The following is a 23,514-nucleotide window of genomic DNA, read 5'->3' as shown; positions in this document are numbered from 1 at the left end:
GGCACGGGGCCGCGCCGGGGGGTGCCGCCGGGCTGGTGCGCTCCCGGGTGTTGTGCGGCCGGCGACCAGCCTGCGGCCGGTCCCTGCCCCGGCTGATGGGGCGGCGGCAGCGGAGAACCCACTGCGTGCTGCATCCGGTGCCACTCCGTCTCGTACAGGCGATTGACGCTGGCCGCGAGGGTGCGGGCCCTCACTTCCCACCGAACGGTACCGCCCCCTGCCGTCCTTTGGTGAACGGCCGGGGGCGGTGTGAAGTGCCCGGTACGGAAGGCGAATCGGACGGAAGGGACCCCTGCGGACGTACTGCGGACTACTCGGCGACCTCGCCGTACGCGGCGAGCAGAACCGCCGGGTCCGGGCCTTCGAGAACGGTGGGCTTGGCCAGGCCGTCGAGGACGATGAAGCGCAGGAGGTCGCCGCGCGACTTCTTGTCGACCTTCATGTTCTCCAGCAGCTTCGGCCACTGGTCGTGGCGGTAGCGCAACGGCAGCCCGACCGACTCCAGGACGGTGCGGTGGCGGTCGGCCGTGGCGTCGTCCAGCCGGCCGGCCAGGCGCCCCAGCTCGGCGGCGAAGTGCAGGCCGACCGAGACGGCGGCGCCGTGCCGCCACTTGTAGCGCTCGTTCTTCTCGATGGCGTGGGCGAGCGTGTGGCCGTAGTTGAGGATCTCGCGCAGGCCCGACTCCTTGAGGTCGGAGGAGACGACGTCCGCCTTGACCCTGATGGAGCGCTCGATCAGCTCGGAGGTGTGCGGGCCGGCCGGGGTGCGCGTGGCCTCGGGGTCGGACTCGATGAGGTCGAGGATCACCGGGTCGGCGATGAAGCCGGCCTTGATGACCTCGGCGAGCCCGGAGACGTAGTCGTGGGCCGGGAGGGAGTCCAGCGCGGCCAGGTCGCAGAGCACGCCCGCCGGGGGGTGGAAGGCGCCGACGAGGTTCTTGCCCTCGGCGGTGTTGATGCCGGTCTTGCCGCCGACGGCCGCGTCCACCATGGCGAGCACGGTGGTCGGGATGGCGATCCAGCGCACCCCGCGCAGCCAGGTGGCGGCCACGAAACCGGCGAGGTCCGTGGTCGAGCCGCCGCCGACGCCCACCACGACGTCCGTGCGGGTGAATCCGGACTGGCCGAGCGCCTTCCAGCAGTAGGCCGCGACCTCGGCGGTCTTGGCCTCCTCCGCGTTGGGCACCTGGATGGCGACCGCCTCGAAGCCCTGTTCGGCCAGGTCGGCACGGAGCGCTTCGCCGGTGTCGGCGAGCGCCTCGGGGTGGATCACGGCGACCCGCTTGACGCGGTCGCCGATCAGAGCGCCCAGCTCGCCGAGGAGCTGACGGCCGACCAGCACCTCGTACGGCTCGGAGCCGGCGCTGCCGTCGACCCGGATCCGCGTCACTGCCTCACTCATGCTTGCTTCAACTCCAGGGCGTCAAGGACTGCCTGCGTGACCTCTTCGGGCGTACGGCCGTCCGTCGGCACGACCGCCGTGGCGACCGACTCGTAGAGGTGCCGACGGGCCTCCATCAGCTCGCGCCACTGCTTGCGCGGGTTGACGGCGAGCAGCGGACGGGCCGCGTTGAGGCCGGTGCGCTTCACGGCCTCCTCGACGTCCATCGACAGGTAGACCACGCGCTGCCCGGCCAGCAGGCCGCGCGTCTCCTCGTCGAGGATCGAGCCGCCGCCCAGCGCCAGGACTCCGTCGTGCCCGGCGAGCGCGCGCAGCACGGCCGCCTTCTCGACGGCACGGAAGGCGGGCTCGCCCTCCTCGACGAAGATGTCGGCGATGCTGCGGCCCTCTGCGGCGACGATGTCGTCGTCGGTGTCGCGGTAGGCGACGCCGAGCCGGTCGGCCAGCTGCTGCCCGACGGTCGACTTGCCCACGCCCATCGGCCCGACCAGGACGACCAGCGGCCCGCTCATCGGACCGGGAGGTTGTCGAGGTACGACCGCACGTTGCGGCGGGTCTCGGCGACGCTGTCGCCGCCGAACTTCTCCGCGACGGCGTCCGCGAGGACCAGCGCCACCATCGCCTCGGCGACGATGCCGGCCGCCGGGACCGCGCAGACGTCGGAGCGCTGGTGGTGGGCCTGCGTCGCCTCGCCGGTGGCCACGTCCACGGTCCGCAGGGCACGCGGCACGGTGGCGATCGGCTTCATGGCGGCGCGCACCCGCAGCAGCTCGCCGGTGGACAGACCGCCCTCGGTGCCGCCGGCCCGGCCGGAGGTGCGGCGGATGCCCTCGGGGGTGCTGACGATCTCGTCGTGCGCCTGCGAACCGGGCACGCGCGCGAGGCCGAAGCCGTCGCCGACCTCGACGCCCTTGATCGCTTGGATGCCCATGAGGGCACCGGCGAGGCGGGCGTCCAGCTTGCGGTCCCAGTGCACGTGCGAGCCCAGGCCCACCGGCACGTCGTACGCGAGCACCTCGACGACGCCGCCGAGGGTGTCGCCGTCCTTGTGGGCCTGGTCGATCTCCGCGACCATCGCCTTCGACGCGTCCGCGTCCAGGCAGCGCACCGGGTCGGCGTCCAGCTTCTCGACGTCGGCGGGGGTCGGGTACACGCCGTACGGCGCCTTGGCGGCGGCGATCTCCACGACGTGCGACACGATCTCGATGCCGGCCGTCTCCTTCAGGTACGACCGGGCCACGGCGCCGAGGGCGACGCGGGCGGCCGTCTCGCGCGCGGAGGCGCGCTCCAGGATCGGGCGGGCCTCGTCGAAGCCGTACTTCTGCATGCCGGCCAGATCGGCGTGGCCTGGGCGGGGGCGGGTCAGCGGCGCGTTGCGGGCGAGCCCGGCGAGCACCTCGGGGTCGACCGGGTCGGCCGCCATGATCTGGTCCCACTTCGGCCACTCGGTGTTGCCCACCATGACCGCGACCGGGGAACCGAGAGTGAGTCCGTGACGGACACCGCCGAGGAAGGTCACCTCGTCCCGCTCGAACTTCATCCGCGCACCGCGCCCATAGCCGAGCCGGCGCCTCGCCAGATGGTCCGCGACCATGTCCGTGGTGATCGGCACGCCGGCGGGAAGGCCCTCCAGCGTCGCCACGAGTGCGGGACCGTGGGACTCCCCCGCGGTCAGCCAGCGCAACCTGCTCAACGGTGCTCCTCAGTCTCGCGCCTGGTACTGCCCCGCGTACGCGCGTCCTCGCGTACGGCAACGGCGCGACCGGGTGCGCGACCCTGGTCCGCCACCCCCGATCCTCCCACGTCCGCGGCACGGATCCGGCCGCCGGTCCATCTGGCGGACGGCCGGCGCTCCCGGACCCTGGATCCCGCTACCGGCGGGCGGCGAGCGCGTGCTCCCCCGCCTTGCGCATCGCGTCCACGGGCGCCGGGGTGCGCCCGGTCATCCGCTCCACCTGGAGCACCGCCTGGTGCACCAGCAGATCGAGGCCGCTCACGACGGCTCCGCCGAACATCGACCAGCGGGCGGCCAGCTCGGTCGGCCAGGGGTCGTACAGCACGTCGAAGAGGGTGGCGGGCCGCTCCGGTACGGCGGTGGCGAGCGCGTCGGTGGTGCCCGCGGGCGTGGTGGCGATCACCAGCGGCGCGCGCAGCGCCTCGGCCGCGTCCTCCCAGCCGGCCGTACGGACGTCGACGTCGAGGCGCTCGCCCCACTCGCGCATCTGAGCGGCACGGGCATCGCTGCGCACATAGACCACTACCTCGCCGGTGCAGACGCGGGACATCGCGGCCAGCGCGGAGGAGGCGGTGGCACCGGCGCCCAGGACGGCGGCCGAGTCGACCTGCTCGACTCCGTGCTCACGCAGGGCGGCGACCATGCCGGGGATGTCGGTGTTGTCGCCGACGCGGCGGCCGTCCTCGGTGAACACCAGGGTGTTGACCGCCTCGACGGAAGCCGCCGTCTCGCTGATCTCGTCCAGCAGCGGGATGACCGCGCGCTTGAGCGGCATGGTCAGCGACAGCCCCGCCCACTCGGTTCCGAGCCCCTCGACGAAGGAGGGCAGCGCCGCCTCGTCCACGTCGAAGCGGTCGTACGTCCACTCCGGGAGGTCCAGCGCCTGGTAGGCAGCGCGGTGCAGCACCGGGGAGAGGGAGTGGGCGACGGGGCTGCCGAGCACCGCGGCCCGGTGTCGGTGGGTGGGCCCGCCCGTGGTGATGTCGGTCATGACCTCAGTTACCGGCGCTCTCGTTGAACTTGTCCTTGAGCCTTTCGAACTCCGCGTAGGTCTTGGCGAACTCCGTGTTGTTCTCGCCGTCGGTCGCCACGAAGTAGAGCCAGCCCTCGCTCGTCGGATTCAGCGCCGCCGCGAGCGCCTCGGCCCCGGGACTGCCGATCGGTCCCGGCGGCAGGCCCTTCTGGGTGTACGTGTTGTACGGGTCCTGATTCTTGTTGATCTCGGACTCGCTGATGTGGATGTTGCTCTCGTTCTTCAGGTAGTTGAAGGTCGAGTCGAACTGGAGCAACTGGTTGGTCTGGGTGTTCGTCGGCTTGAGGCGGTTGTAGATCACCTCGGCCATCTTGCGGAAGTCGTCGTGCGTCTTGCCCTCCGCCTGGACCATGCTGGCGACGGTGATGACCTGGAGCGGGTCCTCCAGGTTCAGGGCCTTGGCCTTGGCGTCGAGGTCGAACTTGCCGTAGGCCGCGTCGGCCGCCCCGACCATCTCCTTGAGCACCGAGGCGGGCTTCATGCCCTTGGCCGCGGGATAGGTACCCGGGTAGAGGAAGCCCTCCAGCGGGTCCTTGATGTCGCCGTCGGCGTTGGCCCAGTCGGGCAGGCCGAGAGTCTTGAAGTCCTTCTCGGCGACGCCCCTGGTGGTGCCGGCGGTGAGGCCGAGCTTGGTGTCGATCATCTTGTAGACGGAGATGTTGCGCTGACCGGGCGTGACCACGACGTTGGCCTGGCTCTTGGGGTCGAGCATCATCTCCACGGCGCTCGTCGCGGACATCTCCTTCTTGAGGATGTACGCGCCGGCCTGGATCTTGTCCCCGTCGCTGCTCGTGAAGGCGGACACGAAGGCGTCGACGCTCTTCACGACGCCGGCCTCCTTGAGCCTGCGGCCGATCTCGACGCCACCGGCACCCTTGGGGATCTCGACGCTGACGGTCTGGCTGTTTCCGGCGCCCGCGTAGTCCGGCGCCGCGCCGTAACGATTCTGGTAGAGCTGGTAACCGAAATAGGTGACACCGGCGAGGCCGCCGCCGAACACCAGCAGGACGACCAGGCAGGCACAGCCGTTGCGGCTCTTCTTGTCCTTCTTGGCGCCCTTGCCGCCGCGTCCGCGGCGGTCGCCGCGCCCCTCCGGCTCGTCCTCGTCCTCGTCGTCCGCCCCGCCGCCCGCGAAGAAGGCGTGCTCGCCCTGATCGGGACCGGGGTCCCAGTCGGGTTGCTCCGCCTCCGGCTCGGCGCGCCTGCGTGCGGGCGGCTCCGGCGGCGGATAGGCGTCGGGGGTGCCGTAGAAGTCGGGCTGCTCGGCACCGTAGGCCGCGGCCTGCTGGCCGTACGGGTCACCGGGGTCGGCGGCGTACGGGACGTGGGCGTGGGTGCCGGTGCCGTCCCAGCCGCCCTCGTTGTACGCCTGCTGGTTCGGCTGAACGTACTGCTGTCCCTGGCCGGCGTACTGCTGCTGGTCGTAGGACGGCTGGTACTGCTGCTGGTCGTAGGGCTGGGGGCCGCCGTTGTTCCAGTCGCCGTACGCCTGCTGCTGCGGCTCCTGCGGGTACTGGTGCTGCGGCTGGCCGCCGTAGGCAGGCTGATGGCCGGTGTCGCCCTGCTGCCCTTCCCATCCGACGTCCCCGTACAACGGGTCCTCCGGATGCCACGGTTCGGAGCCTGGGCCCCGGCCATACTCAGTCATCTGTCCCCTAGAGCCGCGAGGCGGCGGTCGCGCGGCTGGTGGGCCCGGCTCCCGTCCCGCCTCTTTCTGTGCGGTCGCTGTTCGAAGACCACCGCATCGCGCGGAACGTTACCGTATCGCGATCAGATGACCACTTCGACGCCCTCTCCCGGTGCCGAGCCTGACACCCGTTCGGATTCGAGGGCCTGCTGAAGGATGATCACAGCGGCTGCCTGATCGATGACGGAACGTCCCTTCTTGGACTTCACGCCCGAGGCGCGCAGTCCCTGACTGGCCGTCACCGTCGTCATCCGTTCGTCGAGCAGCCGGACCGGGACCGGTGCGATGCCCTTGGCCAGCTCCTGCGCGAAGGCGCGCACCTTGGCCGCGGCCGGGCCCTCGCCCCCTTTGAGGGAGCGGGGGAGACCGACGACGACCTCGATCGGCTCGTACTCCTCGACGAGTTGCCCGAGCCGCCGGTGGGCCGCCGGGACGTCACGGCCGGGGACCGTCTCCACCGGGGTGGCGAGGATCCCGTCGGGGTCGCACGAGGCGACCCCGATCCGCGCGTCCCCGACGTCGATCGCGAGACGACGGCCCTTCCTCATGGGATGGCTCACTTGGCCGAATCCGCCACGAGCCGCTCGACGGCGTCGACGGCCTCGCCGATGGCGGCCGGGTTCTGGCCGCCGCCCTGGGCGACGTCCGGCTTGCCGCCACCGCCGCCGCCGAGGGTCTTGGCGGCCGTACGGACCAGGTCGCCGGCCTTGAGGCCGCGTTCGCGGGCGGCGTCGTTGGTGGCGATGACCGTGAGCGGCTTGCCGTTGCTGACCGTGAACAGGGCGACCACGGCGGCCCGTCCGCCCTGGATGCGGCCGCGCACGTCGAGCACCAGCCGGCGCAGGTCGTCGGGCGTGGTGCCGTCCGGGACCTGGCCGGTCACGACCGCGACCCCGCGGATGTCCTTGGCGGAGTCCACGAGACCGGCGGCGGCCTGGAGGACCTTCTCCGCACGGAACTTCTCGATCTCCTTCTCGGCGTCCTTCAGCTTGCCGAGCATGGCGGAGACCTTCTCCGGGAGCTCCTCCGGGCGGCCCTTGATCAGCTCCTGGAGCTGGGCGACGACCGTGTGCTCACGGGCGAGGAAGTTGTAGGCGTCGACACCCACGAGGGCCTCGATACGGCGTACGCCCGAACCGATCGACGACTCGCCGAGCAGCTTCACCAGGCCGAGCTGGGCGGTGTTGTGGACGTGCGTGCCGCCGCACAGCTCCTTGGAGAAGTCGCCGATGGTCACGACGCGGACCCGCTCGCCGTACTTCTCGCCGAACTCGGCGATGGCGCCCTGCTTCTTGGCCTCGTCGAGGCTCAGGATCTCGGCGTGCACGTCCAGGTCGCGGGCGAGGATCTCGTTGATCTTCTGCTCGACGTCGGTCATCACGGCCGTCGGAACGGCGGACGGGGAACCGAAGTCGAAGCGGAAGCGGCCGGGCTGGTTCTCGGAGCCGGCCTGGGCGGCCGTCGGGCCGAGGGCGTCGCGCAGGGCCTGGTGCGTGAGGTGCGTGGCCGAGTGGGCGCGGGCGATGGCCGTACGGCGGCGGCCGTCGATCGAGGCGTGGGCCTTGGCCCCGACGGTCACCTCGCCGAACAGGACGACGCCCTTGTGGACGTACACGCCCGGGACCGGCTTCTGGGTGTCGCGGACCTCGACGACGGCACCGGTGTCGACCTTGATGCGGCCGGTGTCGCCGATCTGGCCGCCGCCCTCGGCGTAGAACGGGGTGCGGTCCAGGACGATCTCGACCTCGTCGCCCTCGGTGGCGGCCGGGGAGGACGCGCCGTCGACGAGGATGCCCACGATCGTGGTCTCGCCCTCGGTGTCGGTGTAGCCGATGAAGTCGGTCTCACCGGCCTGGTCGGCGATCTCGCGGTAGGCGCCGACGCCGGCGTGGCCGGTCTTCTTGGCCTGGGCGTCGGCCTTGGCCTGGTCCCGCTGCTGCTTCATCAGGCGGCGGAAGCCGTCCTCGTCCACGGAAAGGCCCTGTTCGGCGGCCATTTCGAGGGTGAGGTCGATGGGGAAGCCCCAGGTGTCGTGCAGCAGGAAGGCCTTGTCGCCGGCGAGGATCTTGCCGCCGGACTGCTTGGTCTCGGTGATGGCCGTGTCGAGGATGTTGGTGCCGGCCTTGAGCGTCTTGAGGAAGGCGTTCTCCTCGGCGACGGCGACCTTCTCGATGCGTTCGCGGTCGGTGACCAGCTCGGGGTACTGCTGGCCCATCATGGCGATGACGGTGTCGATGAGGTCCTTGACGACCGGGCCGGTGGCGCCGAGGAGGCGCATGTTGCGGATGGCGCGGCGCATGATGCGACGCAGGACGTAACCGCGGCCCTCGTTGCCGGGGGTCACGCCGTCGCCGATGAGCATCACCGAGGTGCGCATGTGGTCGGTGACCACGCGCAGGGAGACGTCCGAGTCGTGGGCCTCGCCGTACTCGACGCCGGTCAGCTCGGTGGCCTTCCTGATGACGGCCATGGAGGTGTCGATCTCGTACATGTTCTGCACGCCCTGCAGAATCATGGCGAGGCGCTCCATGCCGAGGCCCGTGTCGATGTTCTGGCTCGGCAGGTCGCCCAGGATCTCGAAGTTGTCCTTGCCGATGCCCTCGCCGCGCTCGTACTGCATGAAGACGAGGTTCCAGATCTCCACGTACCGCTCGTCGTTGACGGCCGGGCCGCCCTCGACGCCGAACTCGGGGCCGCGGTCGTAGTTGATCTCGGAACAGGGGCCGCAGGGGCCGGGTACGCCCATGGACCAGTAGTTGTCCTTCATGCCGAGGCGCTGGATGCGCTCCGTCGGCACGCCGACGACCTCGTGCCAGATGCGCTCGGCCTCGTCGTCGTCCTTGTAGACGGTGATCCAGAGCTTCTCCGGCTCCAGGCCGTAACCACCCTTGTCCTGGGGCGTGGTGAGCAGCTCCCAGGCGTACTTGATGGCGCCTTCCTTGAAGTAGTCACCGAAGGAGAAGTTGCCGCACATCTGGAAGAACGTGCCGTGGCGGGTGGTCTTGCCGACCTCTTCGATGTCGGGTGTGCGCACGCACTTCTGCACGCTGGTGGCGCGCTGGAAGGGCGGCTTGACCTCACCCAGGAAGTACGGCTTGAAGGGCACCATGCCGGCCGGGACGAGGAGCAGAGTCGGGTCGTCCGCGATGAGCGACGCCGAAGGGACGACGGTGTGCCCGCGCTCCTCGAAGAAGCTCAGCCAGCGGCGGCGGATCTCGGCCGACTCCATCAGTGGTCCTCATTCCGGTTGTACGAGTGCGTCGTGTCGTCGACGTACTTCGGCTTGCTGCGGTTGTCCTCGATGGCGGCGTACCGCCGGGGTGCGGGGAGTTCGGGGTCCGGGTGGAGGCCGAGCGCGTCCCCCAGTTCGGCCTCCCGCTGGGCCATGTTGTCGCGGACGTCCAGCGCGAAGCCCACCGCGCGGTCCTTGAGGCGTGCTCCCGTCTCGAGAGCCTTGTTCGCCGCGGTCGCGGCGAGGCTCTCGGGGGTCAGCTGCCTCAGTTTGCGGTTGACCTTGGTGGTGGCCCAGACACCGGCGGCGACGCCGGTGGAGAACCAGAAGGTACGGCGGAACATCGCTTGGGTCTCAGTCCTTCTTCCGCTTGCCCCACCGCGGGGCCGGGACGGTCCGGCCCACGATCACGGTACGTGGGGGCGCCTTGGCGGGCACGTCTTCCTTGCGGCCGAGGGCCCGGCGTACGCCGTAGCCGAAGGCGGCCACCTTCACCAGGGGTCCGCCGAAGGTGGAGGCGACCGTGGTGGAGAGCGCGGAGGCGTTCGAGGTGACCTCCTGGACGTCCGAGGCGATCGCGTCGACCCGGTCGATCTGGGTCTGTGCCGAGCGGACCGCCGCGGAGGCGTCGGCCAGCAGCGGAACGGCCCTGTCGGTCACGTCCACGACCAGCTTGGTGGTCGCCCTGAGCGTCTGGGCCAGTCTCGCCAGCGCGACGGCGAGGAAGGAGACCAAAATCGCCCAGAACACGGCCACCAGGATGCCGGCCACCTCTCCACCGGACACTGCGCACCCGCTCCCTGAAACGTGCCTCTACATCGGAAAAGTTGTGCACCGAGCCTATCGCGCCGCCGGTACCGGTCCGAACCGGATTCAGGTCCTGTCCGGAGTTCCCGTCGTCGCCCGAGGGGCGGCCGCGCGGCGTCTGGTGCGGTGCATCGGTGTGCGGCCGGATCTCCCTCGCACTGGACGTACCCGGGTGATTCGGCCCTGCGGGGAGGTGCCGTGCCAGGCTTCGCGCGGCAGGCGGGAAACTCCGGACCAGGCCTGGGCGCGGCACGGGCCGCGTCGGCGCGGCGCGCCCGGACATGAGCGAACCCGCCGCCCCGCCCGCCCGGAAGGACGGAGGGACGGCGGGTTCGGACACAGAAGTCCTACGGCCGCCGGAGGATCAGCGGGCGTAGTACTCGACGACCAGCTGCTCGTCGCAGATGACCGGGATCTCCTTGCGGTTCGGCTCGCGGTCCAGGCGGAACGCCAGGGCGCCGAGGTTCACCTGGAGGTAGCGCGGGGTCTCACCGTCGGGGGCGAACCCACCGGCGCGGGCGACCTCGAACAGCGTCTTGCTGCGGCTGCGCTCGCGGACCATCACGACGTCGTCGGGACGGACGCGGAACGAGGGCTTGTCGACCTTCTGGCCGTTGACCTCGATGTGGCCGTGGACGACCATCTGGCGGGCCTGGTAGATCGTGCGGGCGATGCCCGAACGCAGGACCAGCGCGTCGAGACGACGCTCGAGCTCGATGACCAGGGCCTCACCGGTCTTGCCCTGGGTCTTGGCGGCACGCTCGTAGGCGCGGACGAGCTGACGCTCGGACACGTCGTACTGCGCGCGCAGACGCTGCTTCTCGAGCAGACGGACCTTGTAGTCCGAGTTCTGCTTGCGGCCACGGCCGTGCTCACCCGGCGGGTAGGGGCGGGCCTCGAAGTACTTGACGGCCTTCGGGGTCAGCGCGATGCCGAGGGCACGCGACTTCTTGACCTTGGGACGGGGCTGGTTGGCCACGATCTCTCACTTTCACAATTTCGGCTTGTCAGAGTTAAGGGAGGTCGCATCCGCAGCCGGGGAAACCCGCCGGGTCCGCGTGGGACCTGTCGGGCAGCCGCTCCCCTGGTCTGGGCACATACGTGCAGCACGCGAGTGGCCCACCGACCTCGACCGGGAACCCCGGCTGGTGGTGGGCTGCCCGCGACACCTTCGACGGTGCGCGACGCTCCTGGAGCCGGTCCGAAAGCAACCGGGGCTCCGGCTGACTGTCCCGTTCTGACGGCACGGGACGCAGCACTTCGGACGAGTTTACAGGGTGCTCAGTCCCGCTTGCGACCGAGGTGCTTCCTGGTCCACTCCACGGCGTCCGCGTACCGCGCCTCCGCGCCGTGCCGGGTCGGCTCGTAGTACTCGCGGTCCTTGATGGCGTCCGGGGCGTACTGCTGGCCGGCGATGCCCTCGGGCAGGTCGTGCGGGTACACGTATCCCTGCGCGTGCCCCAGCTTGGCGGCTCCCTTGTAGTGCCCGTCCCGCAGATGCGCCGGCACCGGCCCGGCCAGCCCCTTGCGTACGTCGGCCAGGGCGGCGCCTATCGCGGTGGTCGCGGCGTTGGACTTGGGGGCGAGGGCCAGGGCGATCGTGGCGTGGCTGAGGGTGAGGGCGGCCTCGGGGAAGCCGATCATGGCGACGGCCTGGGCGGCGGCGACCGCGATCGGCAGCGCACCCGGATCGGCCAGGCCGATGTCCTCGCTGGCGGAGATCATCAGGCGGCGGGCGATGAACCGGGGGTCCTCGCCCGCCTCGATCATGCGGGCCAGGTAGTGCAGGGCCGCGTCGACGTCGGAGCCGCGGATCGACTTGATCAGGGCGCTGGCCACGTCGTAGTGCTGGTCGCCGTCGCGGTCGTACTTCACGGCGGCCCGGTCGACCGTCTCCTCCAGGGTGGCGAGGGCGATCTCCGTCTCACCCTTGTCCAGGGCGGCGCCGGCGGCGGCCTCCAGGGCGGTGAGCGCGCGGCGGGCATCACCTCCGGCGATGCGCAGGAGGTGGGCCTCGGTGTCCTCGGGGAGGGTGACGGTGCCCTTCAGACCGCGCTCGTCGGTGACGGCACGCCGCAGCAGGCCGCGCAGGTCGTCGTCGGTGAGGGGTTCGAGGGTGAGGAGGAGGGAGCGGGAGAGCAGGGGGGAGATGACCGAGAAGAACGGGTTCTCCGTGGTGGCCGCGATGAGGGTCACCCAGCGGTTCTCCACGGCGGGCAGGAGCGAGTCCTGCTGGGCCTTGCTGAAGCGGTGGATCTCGTCGAGGAAGAGGACGGTCTCCTTGCCGTAGCCGCCGGCGGCGCGGCGGGCACCGTCGATGACGGCCCGGACCTCCTTGACGCCGGCGGTGATCGCCGACAGTTCGACGAAGCGGGCGTCGGTGGCCTTGGAGACGACGTAGGCCAGGGTGGTCTTGCCGGTGCCGGGCGGGCCCCAGAGGATCACCGAGGACGGGCCGGCCGGGCCCTTGGCGCTCTCGCCGACCAGGCGGCGCAGTGGTGAGCCCGGCTTCAGCAGGTGCTGCTGGCCCACCACCTCGTCGAGGGTGCGTGGGCGCATCCGGACGGCCAGGGGGCTCCCGGCGGGGTCCTTCTCCTGGCGTTCTTCGGCTGCGGCGGTGAACAGATCGGGCTCCACACCGAAACCCTAATTCACCGCACTGACAATCCCGTCGGTCGCCCGAAGGCCCTGGTCGGCCGGGTCAGCTGGTCCAGAAGTCCCACCAGCGGGTCAGGACCAGCATGCCGATGATGCCGACGTGCAGCACGGGCAGGACCCAGGTGAACTCGCCGAAGAAGCTCTTGAGCCAGCGGGGGGCGGGCAGGAAGCCGTTGCGGACGTTGAACGAGGTGACGTACCAGAACATGAGGATCGTGGCGACCCAGGCCAGGGAGCACCACAGGCACAGGGCGTTGATCCGGTACAGGGACTGGAACATCAGCCAGGCGCAGAACACCACGCCGAAGAGGGTGCCCGCGTTGAAGGTGAGCCAGTACCAGCGCGGGAAGCGGGCACCGGCGAGGAGGCTGATGCCGACGCAGACGACGATGCCGTAGGCGACGAGACCGAGCATCGGGTTGGGGAAGCCGAAGACCGAGGCCTGGTCGCTCTCCATGACGCTGCCGCAGGAGACGACGGGGTTGAGGCTGCACCCCGGGGTGAAGGTCTTGCCCTCGACCTTGGCCTCGAGGAGCTTGAACTTGTCGATCGTGATGACCCACGCGGCGAGCAGTCCGGCCGCGCCGGTGATCACCAGCAGCAGGGCCAGTGCCCGGCTGCCGCCCGCCGTCCTGGGCGCGGCCGATCCGGCGCGCTGCGGCTCGGACTCCGTGGAGACGTCCTTGACTGTCGTCTTGCTCATCACGCCGATTCCGTCACTTGAGACCTGGACCTTCTTCGGGCAGGGCCATTGTGCCGCACACGCGTGTCTGCACACCGTTCGCTCCACATAAGGATGAAGGTGAGGCCTTGTGCGCGCGTTCGGTTCCGGACAGCCGCCCGACCCGGCACCGCGCACGGGCCCTGACGCCACAAGGGCGCCGCACATCCCTGCGGATGTACGGCGCCCGCGCGCGCGTGATCAGCCGAGCCGTGACTCCAGCTCCGCCACGATCTCGTTGACGCCGACCGCGCTCTGCTCGCCGGACTCCATGTCCTTGAGCTGGACGACGCCCTCGGCGAGGTCGCGTTCGCCGGCGACGATCGTGTAGCGGGCTCCGCTGCGGTTGGCGTTCTTCATCGCGCCCTTGAGGCCCTTGCCGCCGTAGGAGAAGTCGGCGGCGACGCCGAGCTTGCGCAGTTCGGTGACCTTGGCGAAGAGGACGCGGCGGGCCTCCTCGCCGAGCGGGACGGCGAACACACTGGTGGATGCGGGGAGCCGGAGTTCCACGCCCTCCGCCTCCAGCGCCAGGACGGTGCGGTCGACGCCGAGGGCCCAGCCGACGGACGGCAGCGCGGGGCCGCCGATCATCTCGGACAGGCCGTCATAGCGGCCGCCGCCGCCCACCGCGGACTGCGAACCGAGGCCGTCGTGGACGAACTCGAAGGTGGTGCGGGTGTAGTAGTCCAGGCCGCGGACCAGCTTCGCGTCGTCCTCGAAGACGACGCCGGCCGCGGTGATCAGCTCGCGGACCTCCTCGTGGTACGCCTTGCAGGCGTCGCACAGGTAGTCGCGCAGCAGCGGGGCGCCGGTGAGCTGCTGCTGCACGTCCCGGCGCTTGTCGTCGAGGACCCGCAGCGGATTGATATCCGCGCGGCGCAGCGTCTCCTCGTCGAGGTCCAGGCCGCGCAGGAAGGCCTGCAGCGCCTCCCGGTACACCGGGCGGCACTCCTTGTCGCCCAGGCTGTTGAGCAGGATGCGGAAGTTCCTGAGCCCCAGGGAGCGGTAGGCCTGGTCGGCCAGGATGATCAGCTCGGCGTCCAGCGCCGGGTCCTCGGCGCCGATCGCCTCGGCACCGACCTGGGAGAAGTGGCGGTAGCGGCCTGCCTGCGGCTGCTCGTACCGGTAGTACGAGCCCGAGTACCAGAGCTTGACCGGGAGGTTGCCCTGCCGGTGCAGGTTCGCCTCCAGAGCGGCGCGCAGGACGGAGGCGGTGCCCTCGGGGCGCAGGGCGAGACGGTCGCCGCCCTTGGTCTCGAAGGCGTACATCTCCTTGGTCACGATGTCGGTGGACTCGCCGACTCCGCGCGCGAACAGTTCGACGTTCTCGAAGCCGGGCGTCTCGATGTAGCCGTAGCCGGAGTTGCGCAGTGGGGCGGCGATGGCCTCGCGGACGGCGAGGAAGGCCGCCGAGCGCGGCGGAAGCAGGTCGTACGTGCCCTTGGGGGCCTGGAAGGTACTCACGGGAGGTCTCGTCACATTCCTCGTCGGGGAGCCTCGGAGGCTCCCTGGCCGGCGGCCACCTGGCGCAGATACGGGTTGGTGGCGCGTTCCTGGCCGATGGTCGTGTGCTCGTTGTGACCGGGCAGCACCACGGTGGAGTCGTCGAGCGGAAGGACCACGCGGGCCAACGACTCGAGCATGTCGTCCATGGAGCCACCGGGCAGGTCGGTGCGTCCGATGGAGCCGGCGAACAGCAGGTCGCCCGAGAAGAGCACGGACGGGACGTCCGCGATCTCGGGCATCCGGAAGGTCACCGACCCCCTGGTATGGCCCGGCGCGTGTGCGACGGAGAACTCCAGGCCCGCCAGTTGCAGCTTCGCGCCGTCGGTCAGCTCGCGGACGTCGTCCGGCTCCCCCACGGTCAGTTCGCCCAGCAGCGGCATGCCGATGGAGCGGCCGAGCCCCTTCTCGGGGTCGTTCATCATGAACCGGTCCTCGGGGTGGATCCAGGCGGGGACGTCGTGCGCCCCGCAGACCGGGACGACCGAGGCCACATGGTCGAGATGGCCGTGGGTGAGGACGACGGCGACGGGCTTGAGCCGATGCTTCTTGAGCGTCTCCTCGACTCCGGGGGCCGCCTGGTGGCCCGGGTCGATGATCACGCACTCCTCACCGGCGGCGGGGGCGACGAGATAACAGTTCGTCCCCCAGGCCCCGGCGGGGAACCCGGCAATGAGCACGATCGTCCTTCGTTTGTGTCGATACGGGTGGCTTGCGAGCGGCTGCGCCAGTGGTCAGAGCCTACCGGCGCTGCCGATTCCTCAGCGAACCCATATACGGTACGGGGCACACGCAGGCGGTCGGCTCACTGGACGCACGCGTACCGGTGGACATACGAGACGCATGAGGAGAGAACCCGGTGGTCACCCAGGAACAGCGCAAGCGTCAGCTCGCCCGGGAGAAGTTCTTGCGGCAGCAGCAGCGCCGTACGGCCTCGCGACGCAAGGCACGCGCGCGCAACGCGGTGATCGCGTCGGTCCTCGGCGTGATCGTGGTGGGCAGTCTGGCGCTGTACACGACCGGCGTCCTCAAGGACGACGACAAGACGAAGGCCGGCGCCGAGACGACCCCGTCGCCCTCGCCGAGCACCGTCAAGGACCCGTGCGAGAAGCCCGCCGAGGGCGCGGTCAAGACGCAGACGTGGAAGAAGGAGCCGGCGGTCACGATCGACAAGTCGGCGAAGTACTCGATGAAGCTGGCCACGACCTGCGGTGACATAGACATCGCGCTGAAGGCGTCGGCGGCGCCGCACACCGTGAACTCGTTCAGCTTCCTCGCCGGCAAGGGCTACTTCGACCACACCAAGTGCCACCGGCTCACCACCAACGGCATCTTCGTGCTCCAGTGCGGCGACCCGACGGGCACCGGCAGCGGCGGGCCCGGCTACACCATTCCGGACGAGAACCTGAAGGACGCGAGCCTCAAGGCGAACGTCTACCCGGCCGGCACCGTCGCGATGGCCAACACCAGCCAGCCCAACAGCGGCGGCAGCCAGTTCTTCCTCGTCTTCGAGGACAGTCAGCTCCCGCCGAGCTACACACCCTTCGGGACGGTCTCCGAGACCGGCATGGCCGTTCTCAAGAAGATCGCCGCCGCGGGCGAGAACACGGGCGCCGGTGACGGTGCCCCGAACGCGACCGTGGTGATCGACAAGGCGACGGTCACCAAGTCCTGATGACAGGGCGGTCAACCGCCCAATTTCGGTCGTGCTGGATGCGGACAGGCGACCCGCCGGTCGCCTATGTTGGCCGTGACGAAACTGTGGACGATGCCCAGGGGCGCCGAAGCCCCTCGGAGGCATCATGTGGAGGAGGCGCTGTGAGCAGCGACCCGTGGGGCCGCGTCGACGAGACGGGGACCGTGTACGTGCGTACGGCCGACGGCGAGCAGGTCGTCGGTTCCTGGCAGGCCGGCTCGCCTGACGAGGCACTGGCCTACTTCGAGCGCAAGTACGAGGGCCTGGTGGTCGAGATCGGCCTCCTCGAGAAGCGAGTGCGGACGACCGACCTGTCCACGAAGGACGCCCAGGTCGCCATCGATCACATTCGCGCGCAGGTGGACGCGCATCACGCGGTCGGCGACCTGGACGCGCTGCGGACCCGGCTGGACAAGCTGGTGGCGACGGTCGAGGCACGCCGCGAGGAGCGCAAGCAGCAGCGGGCCAAGCAGTCCGACGAGGCCCGCAAGGCCAAGGAGGACCTGGTCACCGAGGCGGAGCAGCTGGCGCAGTCGGACCAGTGGCGGTCGGCCGGTGAGCGGCTGCGGGCGCTGGTGGACATCTGGAAGGGTCTGCCGCGCCTGGACCGCAAGTCGGACGACGAACTGTGGCACCGGTTCTCGCACGCCCGCTCGGCGTTCTCCAAGCGCCGCAAGGCCCATTTCGCGCAGCTCGACGCGCAGCGCGAGGACGCCCGCCGGGTGAAGGAGCGACTGGTCGCCGAGGCCGAGGCGCTGTCCAGCTCGACGGACTGGGGTCCGACGGCCGCGCGCTACCGGGACCTGATGACCGAGTGGAAGTCGGCGGGCCGCGCCCAGCGCGAGCACGAGGACGATCTGTGGAACCGCTTCCGCGGTGCCCAGGACGTCTTCTTCGCCGCCCGCAGCTCGGTCTTCGCGGAGCGCGACGCCGAGCAGACGGAGAACCTGAAGCTGAAGGAGGAGCTGGCCGAGGAGGCCGAGAAGATCCTCCCGATCACCGATCTGAAGGCGGCGCGGGCCGCGTTCCGCACGGTCAACGAGCGGTGGGAGGCCATCGGCCATGTGCCGCGCGACTCCCGGCCGAAGGTCGAGGGCCGGATGCACGCGGTGGAGCGGGCGATCCAGGAGGCCGAGGAGGCCGAGTGGCGCCGGAGCAACCCGGAGGCACGCGCGCGTGCCGAGGGGCTGACCGGTCAGCTCCAGGCGGCGGTGGACAAGCTCCGTTCCCAGATCGAGCAGGCGCGCGCCCAGGGCAACAGCTCCAGGGCCGACAAGCTGGAGCGTGAGCTGGAGGGCCGCCAGGCGCTGCTGGACCAGGCGCTCAAGGGCCTCCAGGAGTTCGGCGGCTGACACCGCCTGTCGGAACCGGCCTCGCGGCCCGGCTGTGGGAGACCACGGCCGGGCCGTTCGGCGTTGTGCCGAAGCCCCTTACGGCGCCCCGGTTCAGGCGGGACCGCCGCGTTCGCCGATGTCCAGGGCGTGCTTGAGGACCTCGCAGGCCTGGAGGTGGTTGCCGGACTCCTGGAGCAGGTCGGCGAGGCGCCGGCAGACCAGGACGGCCTCCGGGCCGTACACCTTGTGGACCTGCTGGAAGGCGAGTTCCAGGACCTCGATGGCGTCCTTGACCTGGCCGGTCTCGGCGAGGAGTTCGGAGAGTTCGAGCTGGACGGTGAGCAGGTCGCCCTGGGCGCCGGCGTTCTGCTGTTCCTGGAGGGCGAGTCGCAGGACGGGCAGGGCGTCACGGGTGTTGCCCTCGGCGCGCAGCAGCCGGGCGACGGCGAGGCCGGTGGAGACCATGGCGGCGCGGACGTCGGCGGCCAGGACGGGGCCGGCCGGGGCGGTGTGGCGGGCGGCGCGGGACTTGTTGCGGGCCAGCGGCAGCCGTCCGACGCCGTTCTCCTGGGAGTGCTGGGGCAGTGGCCGGTTCTTGGCGCGCAGGCGTTCCAGCAGCACCCGGTAGAGGGTGTCGAGGTCGATCAGTTCGGGGCCGTCCTCGACGCCGTGCCGCAGGACGGTGAGGAGTTCGCCGGTGAAGGCGGTGTAGCGCTCGCCGTCGGGGGCCAGGGCGATCCGGTCACGGGGCGAGGCGGTCAGGACGTACGCCCCGTCCACGGCGGCCTCGGCGGCCAGGACGTCGCTGCCGGACAGGGCGCGGGCGGCGCGGCCGCTGAAGCAGCAGTCCAGCAGGACGACCTTGCGGCGGGCGCGGGCGGAGCGCAGTGCGGTGCGCAGGTGCTGGTAGGCGACGGCGGTGTAGCCGAGGTGTTCGCGGGAGTCGCCGAGCGCGAGGTAGAGGTCTGCGGAGTCGGCGTCGCGCATGCCGTGTCCGGCAAAGTACACCAGCAGCGTGTCGGTGGCCTCCTCGCTCGCCTGGTAGACGGGGTCGAGGATGGTCTGGGGGCTCAGCGGGTCGGTGACCACCGTGCAGTGCTGCACGGGCAGCCCCCACACGGTGGCGTCGCACAGCTCGGCGGCGAGGTCGACGACGCCGGCCTCGACGGCGGGAAGCTGGGGCAGGTGACGGTAGGAGGCGGTGCCGATGAGGACGGCCCGCGAGCGCGCCGGGTCAGGCAGTGCCGTCATCGCCTCCGCTTCCCTCGGTGCGGGTGCGCGGGGCGGGCAGGACGGCGGGGGCGGTGTCGCCGTCGAGGAGGGCCGCGAGGCGCCGTACGGTCTGCTCGTCGCGGGCCGCCTGGGCGGTGAGCTGGATCTCCACGTCGCCGCGGCGCAGGGTGACCGCCGGGGCGCGGCGCAGCGAGGTCTGCCACTGGAGGACGGAGACCACCAGGGAGGCCGCGGACAGTCCGCCGGAGACGGCGAACTGGAGCACGTCGAAGCCGGTGCCCATGGCGTCCGCCGGGGACGCCGGGGCCGGTGCGAGGCCGGCCCGTACGCCCGCCGTCTCGTCGGCGCGCAGCCAGCGCAGCAGGGAGCGCAGGTCGTCCTCGGTACCGGTGTCGTCCAGGGAGGCCGAGATACCCGGGCCGGGGTCAGTCATCGTGTCCGTCCGTTCGTCGGGCCACGCGTCTGTTGACGCGGGAGAAGAGGTCGATCGCGTCCCGCCCGGCGTCGAGCCGTGCCAGGCAGACCGCGTGCCAGTACTGGCTGGTCAGGGTGGTCGGATGGTCGGGCCCGAGCGTGGAGAGGCAGACCGGGACCACGACCGCCAGCATCTGCGCCGCCTCCTGGAGCCGGCCGCGCTGCACGAGGTTGACGGCCTCGCGCTGCCGGGACAGCGCGCTCTGCGGGGTCATGCTGCCGAGCACGATCCTGCGGGTGGTGTCGCTGAGGGTGGCGGGCCGAAAGGGGTCCTGGGGTGCGTCACGCGGCGCGGGCAGGACGGCCGCCTCGTCCCAGAGGTACTCGGGCACGTCCTCGTCCGGGTCGGCGGCTTCGGGGAAGGGCTGGACCGCCTGCGCCTCCCGTACGGCGTCCTCGCGTGCCCGGCCGGTCACCAGGCCGGCCAGGGCCTCCGTACCGCCGTAGGTCAGGGGCAGGAGGACGTCCCGGATGGTCTCGGCGTCCTGGCGGCGCAGGGCCGGGTCCTGCCGGCACAGATCGTCGACCAGTCGGCACAGGTCCTCGGGGCAGTCCCAGCGGCTCCCGGCGAGCGGGGGGACGCCGTCGCCGAGGGCCCGTTCCATGATGGCGCCGAAGTCGACGGTGGGGCCGAAGGGCAGCTCGCCGGTGATCATGAGGTACAGGCAGACGCCGAGGCCGTACCAGTCGGCGGCGCGCTCCGGCAGGACACCGCGCATGGCCTCGGGCGCCATGAACTGCGGGGTGCCGACGAGGGCGCCGGTGCGGGTGATGGCGGCCTCGCCGGTGAGCCGGGCCAGGCCGAAGTCCTGCAGGACGACGCGTCCGCTGCGGGTGATGCCCACGTTGGTGGGCTTGACGTCGCGGTGCAGGACCCCGGCCGCGTGTGCGGCCTCCAGGGCCTCCGCCATGCCGAACGCCACCGTGCACACCACGGCCGTCGGCAGTCGTCCCGCGACCGACACCAGGCCGGCGAGCGTCGTGCCGTCGAGCACCTGCATCACGAGGTAGGGGGTGCCGTCGTGCACCCCGCTGTCGTAGAGGGTGACGACTCCGGGGTGGTCGATCCGGGCCAGGGCGCGGGCCTCGCGCCGGAACCGGTCCCAGGCCTCGCTGTCCCCGGCCAGTCCCTCGACGGCGGTGAGCATCTTCACGGCGACGCGGCGGTCGAGCCGGGTGTCCTCCGCCTCGTGCACGACCCCCATTCCGCCGCGGCCGAGGAAGCGGACGGGACGGTAGCGCCCGGCGACCAGGACGGGCACGGCGGGCGGCGACGCCTCCACCGGAGGGTCGGGCCGGCTCTCCGCCGACGGCGCGGCGCCCGCTGATCCGTCCTGTCCAGGACCGCTCATGCCACTCCCCCGTCCCCGCCGGCTGTTGCCGTCCGCCCGTAGGTTACGGCCTGCGCGCCGACGTCACCCGGTAGACGTCGTAGACGCCTTCGACCCCGCGGACGGCCTTCAGGACGTGCCCCAGGTGCTTGGGGTCGCCCATCTCGAAGGTGAAGCGGGAGGTGGCGACGCGGTCGCGGGAGGTCTGGACGGCCGCGGAGAGGATGTTGACGTGCTGGTCGGACAGGACGCGCGTGACGTCCGAGAGGAGACGGGAGCGGTCCAGCGCCTCGACCTGTATGGCGACCAGGAACACCGAGGACTGGGTGGGCGCCCACTCGACCTCGAGGATGCGCTCGGGCTCACGGGACAGCGAGTCGACGTTGACGCAGTCGGTGCGGTGCACCGATACGCCGCTGCCGCGGGTGACGAAGCCCATGATCGGGTCGCCGGGGACGGGCGTACAACAGCGGGCCAGTTTGACCCACACGTCGTCGACGCCCTTGACCACGACGCCCGGGTCGTTGCTGCTGCGCCGCTTGCGGCCGCGGGAGGGGACCGTCTCGTCGATCTCCTCGCTCGCGGCCTCCTCGCCGCCGAGGGCCTGCACCAGCTTCTGCACGACGTTCTGCGCGGCGACGTGTCCTTCGCCGATCGCGGCGTACAGCGAGGAGATGTCCGGGTAGCGCATCTCGTGCGCGAGCGTGACCAGCGAGTCGCCGGTGAGGATGCGCTGGATCGGCAGGTTCTGCTTGCGCATCGCGCGGGCGATGGCGTCCTTGCCCTGCTCGATCGCCTCGTCGCGGCGCTCCTTGGAGAACCACGCCCGGATCTTGTTGCGGGCGCGCGGCGACTTGACGAAGCCCAGCCAGTCGCGGGACGGCCCGGCGCCGGCCGCCTTGGAGGTGAAGACCTCCACCAGGTCGCCGTTGTCCAGGGTCGACTCCAGCGGTACGAGTCTGCCGTTGACCCGGGCTCCTATCGTCCGGTGGCCGACCTCCGTGTGGACCGCGTACGCGAAGTCCACCGGCGTCGCCCCCGCCGGGAGCGCTATGACGTCGCCCTTGGGCGTGAAGACGAAGACCTCGTTGCGGGACAGGTCGAAGCGCAGGGACTCAAGGAACTCGCTGGGGTCCTCGGTCTCCTTCTGCCAGTCCAGGAGCTGGCGCAGCCACGCCATGTCGTTGAGGTGGTCGTCCTTGCCCTTGCCGGACGACTTGGGGGCGTCGCTGCGGACCTTGGAGGCACCGGCGACGGCCTCCTGCTTGTACTTCCAGTGCGCGGCGATGCCGTACTCGGCGCGGCGGTGCATGTCGAACGTGCGGATCTGGAGTTCGACCGGCTTGCCGTTGGGGCCGATCACCGTCGTGTGCAGCGACTGGTACATGTTGAACTTGGGCATCGCGATGTAGTCCTTGAACCGGCCGGGGACCGGATTCCATCGCGCGTGCACGGTGCCGAGGGCCGCGTAGCAGTCGCGGACGGTGTCCACGAGGACGCGGATGCCCACCAGGTCGTAGATCTCCGCGAAGTCACGGCCGCGGACGATCATCTTCTGGTAGACGCTGTAGTAGTGCTTGGGGCGGCCGGTGACGGTCGCCTTGATGCGGGCGGCGCGCAGATCGGCCTGAACCTCGTCGGTCACTATGGCCAGATACTCGTCCCGCTTCGGTGCCCTCTCGGCCACCAGCCGGACGATCTCGTCGTACATCTTGGGGTAGAGGATCGCGAAGGCGAGGTCCTCCAGTTCCCACTTGATGGTGTTCATGCCCAGGCGATGGGCGAGCGGCGCGTAGATCTCGAGGGTCTCGCGCGCCTTCTTCTCCTGCTTCTCGCGCTTGAGATAGCGCATGGTGCGCATGTTGTGCAGGCGGTCGGCCAGCTTGATGACCAGGACGCGCGGGTCCTTGGCCATGGCGACGACCATCTTGCGGACGGTCTCGGCCTGCGCGGCCTCGCCGAACTTGACCTTGTCGAGCTTGGTGACGCCGTCGACGAGGAGGGCTACCACGTCGCCGAAGTCGCGGCGCAGATCGTCCAGGCCGTACTCGGTGTCCTCGACGGTGTCGTGCAGCAGGCCCGCCATGAGGGTGGCCGGATCCATGCCCAGCTCGGCGAGGATCGTCGTCACCGCGAGGGGGTGCGTGATGTACGGGTCGCCGCTCTTGCGCTTCTGACCGCGGTGCCAGCGCTCGGCGACCTGGTAGGCCTTCTCGATCTGGCGCAGGGTCGCGGTCTCGATCTTCGGGTCGTTGCTGCGCACTATCCGCAGCAGCGGTTCCAGGACCGGGTTGTACGGGTTCACGCGCTGGACGCCGAGGCGGGCGAGGCGGGCGCGGACGCGGTTGGAGGAGCCGGAGCGGGCGGGCGGCTGAGCGGCGGCCGGGCGGGCGGCAGGCGTGGTGGCCGGCCGGGCCGCCGGCGTGACGGCGGGGCTCTCCGGCGTGGAGGGCTTGGGGCGGGGCTGCTCGGCCGGCTGCTCGACGGAGGCGGAGCGGTCGTGCTCGACCGGCCCGCGGGCGTCGTCGTGCGCCTGCGACGCGGGCTTGGCCGCGGGCTCCGAGGGCGACTCGGGCTTGGCGGCGGTCAGGTGCTGGGCCTCGTCTGGCAAGAGGGCTCCTCGTGCGCGATCCGGGTGCCCCGGTCAGGCTCCGGAGCACCCATCGTA

At 70.9% G+C, this 23,514-nt stretch carries 21 protein-coding genes; 2 read left to right on the top strand and 19 right to left on the bottom strand.

Annotated features, from left to right (window positions below; translation table 11 throughout):
• The 15 genes from P1P75_RS06925 to P1P75_RS06855 form a co-directional block, all read right to left on the bottom strand.
• A partial coding sequence (locus tag P1P75_RS06925; RefSeq protein ID WP_319252560.1) for a Pro-rich N-terminal domain-containing protein occupies window positions 1–134 on the bottom strand: 134 nt, incomplete at its 3' end.
• 176 nt (window positions 135–310) lie between these two features.
• The gene (aroB, locus tag P1P75_RS06920) at window positions 311–1,402 is read right to left on the bottom strand and encodes a 3-dehydroquinate synthase (protein ID WP_319252558.1); all 1,092 of its coding nucleotides are present in this window, start codon (window positions 1,400–1,402) and stop codon (window positions 311–313) included.
• Window positions 1,399–1,914, bottom strand: coding sequence for a shikimate kinase (locus P1P75_RS06915; protein ID WP_319252556.1), 516 nt, complete (start codon window positions 1,912–1,914; stop codon window positions 1,399–1,401). Before P1P75_RS06915 ends, aroB begins: the two co-directional genes overlap by 4 nt.
• Complete coding sequence (gene aroC / locus P1P75_RS06910) at window positions 1,911–3,095, bottom strand: chorismate synthase (RefSeq protein ID WP_086766761.1); 1,185 nt, start codon at window positions 3,093–3,095, stop codon at window positions 1,911–1,913. The genes P1P75_RS06915 and aroC overlap by 4 nt, the downstream gene beginning before the upstream one ends.
• 178 nt (window positions 3,096–3,273) lie before the next feature.
• Entirely contained in the window at window positions 3,274–4,128 is an 855-nt protein-coding gene (locus P1P75_RS06905; RefSeq protein WP_319252554.1) for a shikimate dehydrogenase, read from the bottom strand.
• Between the two features lie 4 nt (window positions 4,129–4,132).
• Window positions 4,133–5,818 carry an endolytic transglycosylase MltG gene (gene mltG / locus P1P75_RS06900; protein ID WP_319252552.1) on the bottom strand — a complete coding sequence of 562 codons (1,686 nt, stop codon included), beginning with the start codon at window positions 5,816–5,818 and terminating at the stop codon, window positions 4,133–4,135.
• A gap of 122 nt (window positions 5,819–5,940) precedes the next feature.
• On the bottom strand, window positions 5,941–6,405 hold the full coding sequence (gene ruvX / locus P1P75_RS06895) for a Holliday junction resolvase RuvX (protein WP_086766753.1): 465 nt from the start codon (window positions 6,403–6,405) through the stop codon (window positions 5,941–5,943).
• Between the two features lie 8 nt (window positions 6,406–6,413).
• Window positions 6,414–9,086 (bottom strand): alanine--tRNA ligase, encoded by a 2,673-nt coding sequence (alaS, locus tag P1P75_RS06890; RefSeq protein WP_319252550.1) that lies wholly within the window; start codon window positions 9,084–9,086, stop codon window positions 6,414–6,416.
• Window positions 9,086–9,433 carry a hypothetical protein gene (locus P1P75_RS06885; RefSeq protein ID WP_319252548.1) on the bottom strand — a complete coding sequence of 116 codons (348 nt, stop codon included), beginning with the start codon at window positions 9,431–9,433 and terminating at the stop codon, window positions 9,086–9,088. Before P1P75_RS06885 ends, alaS begins: the two co-directional genes overlap by 1 nt.
• A 10-nt stretch (window positions 9,434–9,443) precedes the next feature.
• Entirely contained in the window at window positions 9,444–9,875 is a 432-nt protein-coding gene (locus P1P75_RS06880; protein ID WP_319252546.1) for a DUF948 domain-containing protein, read from the bottom strand.
• 385 nt (window positions 9,876–10,260) lie between these two features.
• Complete coding sequence (gene rpsD / locus P1P75_RS06875) at window positions 10,261–10,875, bottom strand: 30S ribosomal protein S4 (protein ID WP_086766745.1); 615 nt, start codon at window positions 10,873–10,875, stop codon at window positions 10,261–10,263.
• Between the two features lie 302 nt (window positions 10,876–11,177).
• Window positions 11,178–12,533 (bottom strand): replication-associated recombination protein A, encoded by a 1,356-nt coding sequence (locus tag P1P75_RS06870; RefSeq protein WP_319252544.1) that lies wholly within the window; start codon window positions 12,531–12,533, stop codon window positions 11,178–11,180.
• Between the two features lie 64 nt (window positions 12,534–12,597).
• Window positions 12,598–13,257: a vitamin K epoxide reductase family protein gene (locus P1P75_RS06865; RefSeq protein WP_319252542.1), complete on the bottom strand. Its 660-nt coding sequence runs from the start codon at window positions 13,255–13,257 to the stop codon at window positions 12,598–12,600.
• A 219-nt stretch (window positions 13,258–13,476) separates the two neighbouring features.
• Window positions 13,477–14,739 (bottom strand): histidine--tRNA ligase, encoded by a 1,263-nt coding sequence (gene hisS / locus P1P75_RS06860; RefSeq protein ID WP_319252539.1) that lies wholly within the window; start codon window positions 14,737–14,739, stop codon window positions 13,477–13,479.
• Window positions 14,740–14,750: 11 nt separating this feature from the next.
• Entirely contained in the window at window positions 14,751–15,458 is a 708-nt protein-coding gene (locus tag P1P75_RS06855) for an MBL fold metallo-hydrolase (RefSeq protein WP_319252538.1), read from the bottom strand.
• Between the two features lie 179 nt (window positions 15,459–15,637).
• On the opposite strand from P1P75_RS06855, the gene P1P75_RS06850 reads away from it, so the two are divergent.
• Together P1P75_RS06850 and P1P75_RS06845 are read left to right on the top strand one after the other, a co-directional pair.
• The gene (locus P1P75_RS06850) at window positions 15,638–16,453 is read left to right on the top strand and encodes a peptidylprolyl isomerase (protein WP_319252536.1); all 816 of its coding nucleotides are present in this window, start codon (window positions 15,638–15,640) and stop codon (window positions 16,451–16,453) included.
• Between the two features lie 143 nt (window positions 16,454–16,596).
• Window positions 16,597–17,826 (top strand): DUF349 domain-containing protein, encoded by a 1,230-nt coding sequence (locus P1P75_RS06845; RefSeq protein WP_319252534.1) that lies wholly within the window; start codon window positions 16,597–16,599, stop codon window positions 17,824–17,826.
• Window positions 17,827–17,919: 93 nt separating this feature from the next.
• Here P1P75_RS06845 and P1P75_RS06840 read toward each other — a convergent pair whose 3' ends face one another.
• The 4 genes from P1P75_RS06840 to P1P75_RS06825 are packed head-to-tail and all read right to left on the bottom strand — an operon-like array spanning window position 17,920 to window position 23,457.
• The gene (locus tag P1P75_RS06840; RefSeq protein WP_319252531.1) at window positions 17,920–19,059 is read right to left on the bottom strand and encodes a caspase family protein; all 1,140 of its coding nucleotides are present in this window, start codon (window positions 19,057–19,059) and stop codon (window positions 17,920–17,922) included.
• A complete protein-coding gene (locus P1P75_RS06835) occupies window positions 19,043–19,474 on the bottom strand; it encodes a hypothetical protein (protein ID WP_319252529.1) in 432 nt (143 codons plus the stop codon). Before P1P75_RS06835 ends, P1P75_RS06840 begins: the two co-directional genes overlap by 17 nt.
• Entirely contained in the window at window positions 19,467–20,867 is a 1,401-nt protein-coding gene (locus P1P75_RS06830) for a serine/threonine-protein kinase (protein WP_319252527.1), read from the bottom strand. The genes P1P75_RS06835 and P1P75_RS06830 overlap by 8 nt, the downstream gene beginning before the upstream one ends.
• A gap of 43 nt (window positions 20,868–20,910) precedes the next feature.
• The gene (locus P1P75_RS06825; RefSeq protein WP_319252525.1) at window positions 20,911–23,457 is read right to left on the bottom strand and encodes a bifunctional (p)ppGpp synthetase/guanosine-3',5'-bis(diphosphate) 3'-pyrophosphohydrolase; all 2,547 of its coding nucleotides are present in this window, start codon (window positions 23,455–23,457) and stop codon (window positions 20,911–20,913) included.
• Window positions 23,458–23,514 lie beyond the last annotated feature (57 nt).

Source organism: Streptomyces sp. ID05-39B (assembly GCF_033794725.1).
In the GTDB taxonomy this organism is placed as follows: domain Bacteria; phylum Actinomycetota; class Actinomycetes; order Streptomycetales; family Streptomycetaceae; genus Streptomyces; species Streptomyces bobili.
The sequence above is the reverse complement of the archived record's forward strand: the minus strand, read 5'-3'. Positions and strand labels throughout refer to the sequence as shown.

Excerpts from the sequence above, each read along its gene's own strand:
- aroB (WP_319252558.1), bottom strand. The coding sequence starts at position 1,402 with ATGAGTGAGGCAGTGACGCGGATCCGGGTCGACGGCAGCGCCGGCTCC.
- P1P75_RS06915 (WP_319252556.1), bottom strand. The coding sequence starts at position 1,914 with ATGAGCGGGCCGCTGGTCGTCCTGGTCGGGCCGATGGGCGTGGGCAAG.
- P1P75_RS06905 (WP_319252554.1), bottom strand. The coding sequence starts at position 4,128 with ATGACCGACATCACCACGGGCGGGCCCACCCACCGACACCGGGCCGCG.
- mltG (WP_319252552.1), bottom strand. The coding sequence starts at position 5,818 with ATGACTGAGTATGGCCGGGGCCCAGGCTCCGAACCGTGGCATCCGGAG.
- ruvX (WP_086766753.1), bottom strand. The coding sequence starts at position 6,405 with ATGAGGAAGGGCCGTCGTCTCGCGATCGACGTCGGGGACGCGCGGATC.
- alaS (WP_319252550.1), bottom strand. The coding sequence starts at position 9,086 with ATGGAGTCGGCCGAGATCCGCCGCCGCTGGCTGAGCTTCTTCGAGGAG.
- P1P75_RS06885 (WP_319252548.1), bottom strand. The coding sequence starts at position 9,433 with ATGTTCCGCCGTACCTTCTGGTTCTCCACCGGCGTCGCCGCCGGTGTC.
- P1P75_RS06865 (WP_319252542.1), bottom strand. The coding sequence starts at position 13,257 with ATGAGCAAGACGACAGTCAAGGACGTCTCCACGGAGTCCGAGCCGCAG.
- P1P75_RS06840 (WP_319252531.1), bottom strand. The coding sequence starts at position 19,059 with ATGACGGCACTGCCTGACCCGGCGCGCTCGCGGGCCGTCCTCATCGGC.
- P1P75_RS06835 (WP_319252529.1), bottom strand. The coding sequence starts at position 19,474 with ATGACTGACCCCGGCCCGGGTATCTCGGCCTCCCTGGACGACACCGGT.
- P1P75_RS06830 (WP_319252527.1), bottom strand. The coding sequence starts at position 20,867 with ATGAGCGGTCCTGGACAGGACGGATCAGCGGGCGCCGCGCCGTCGGCG.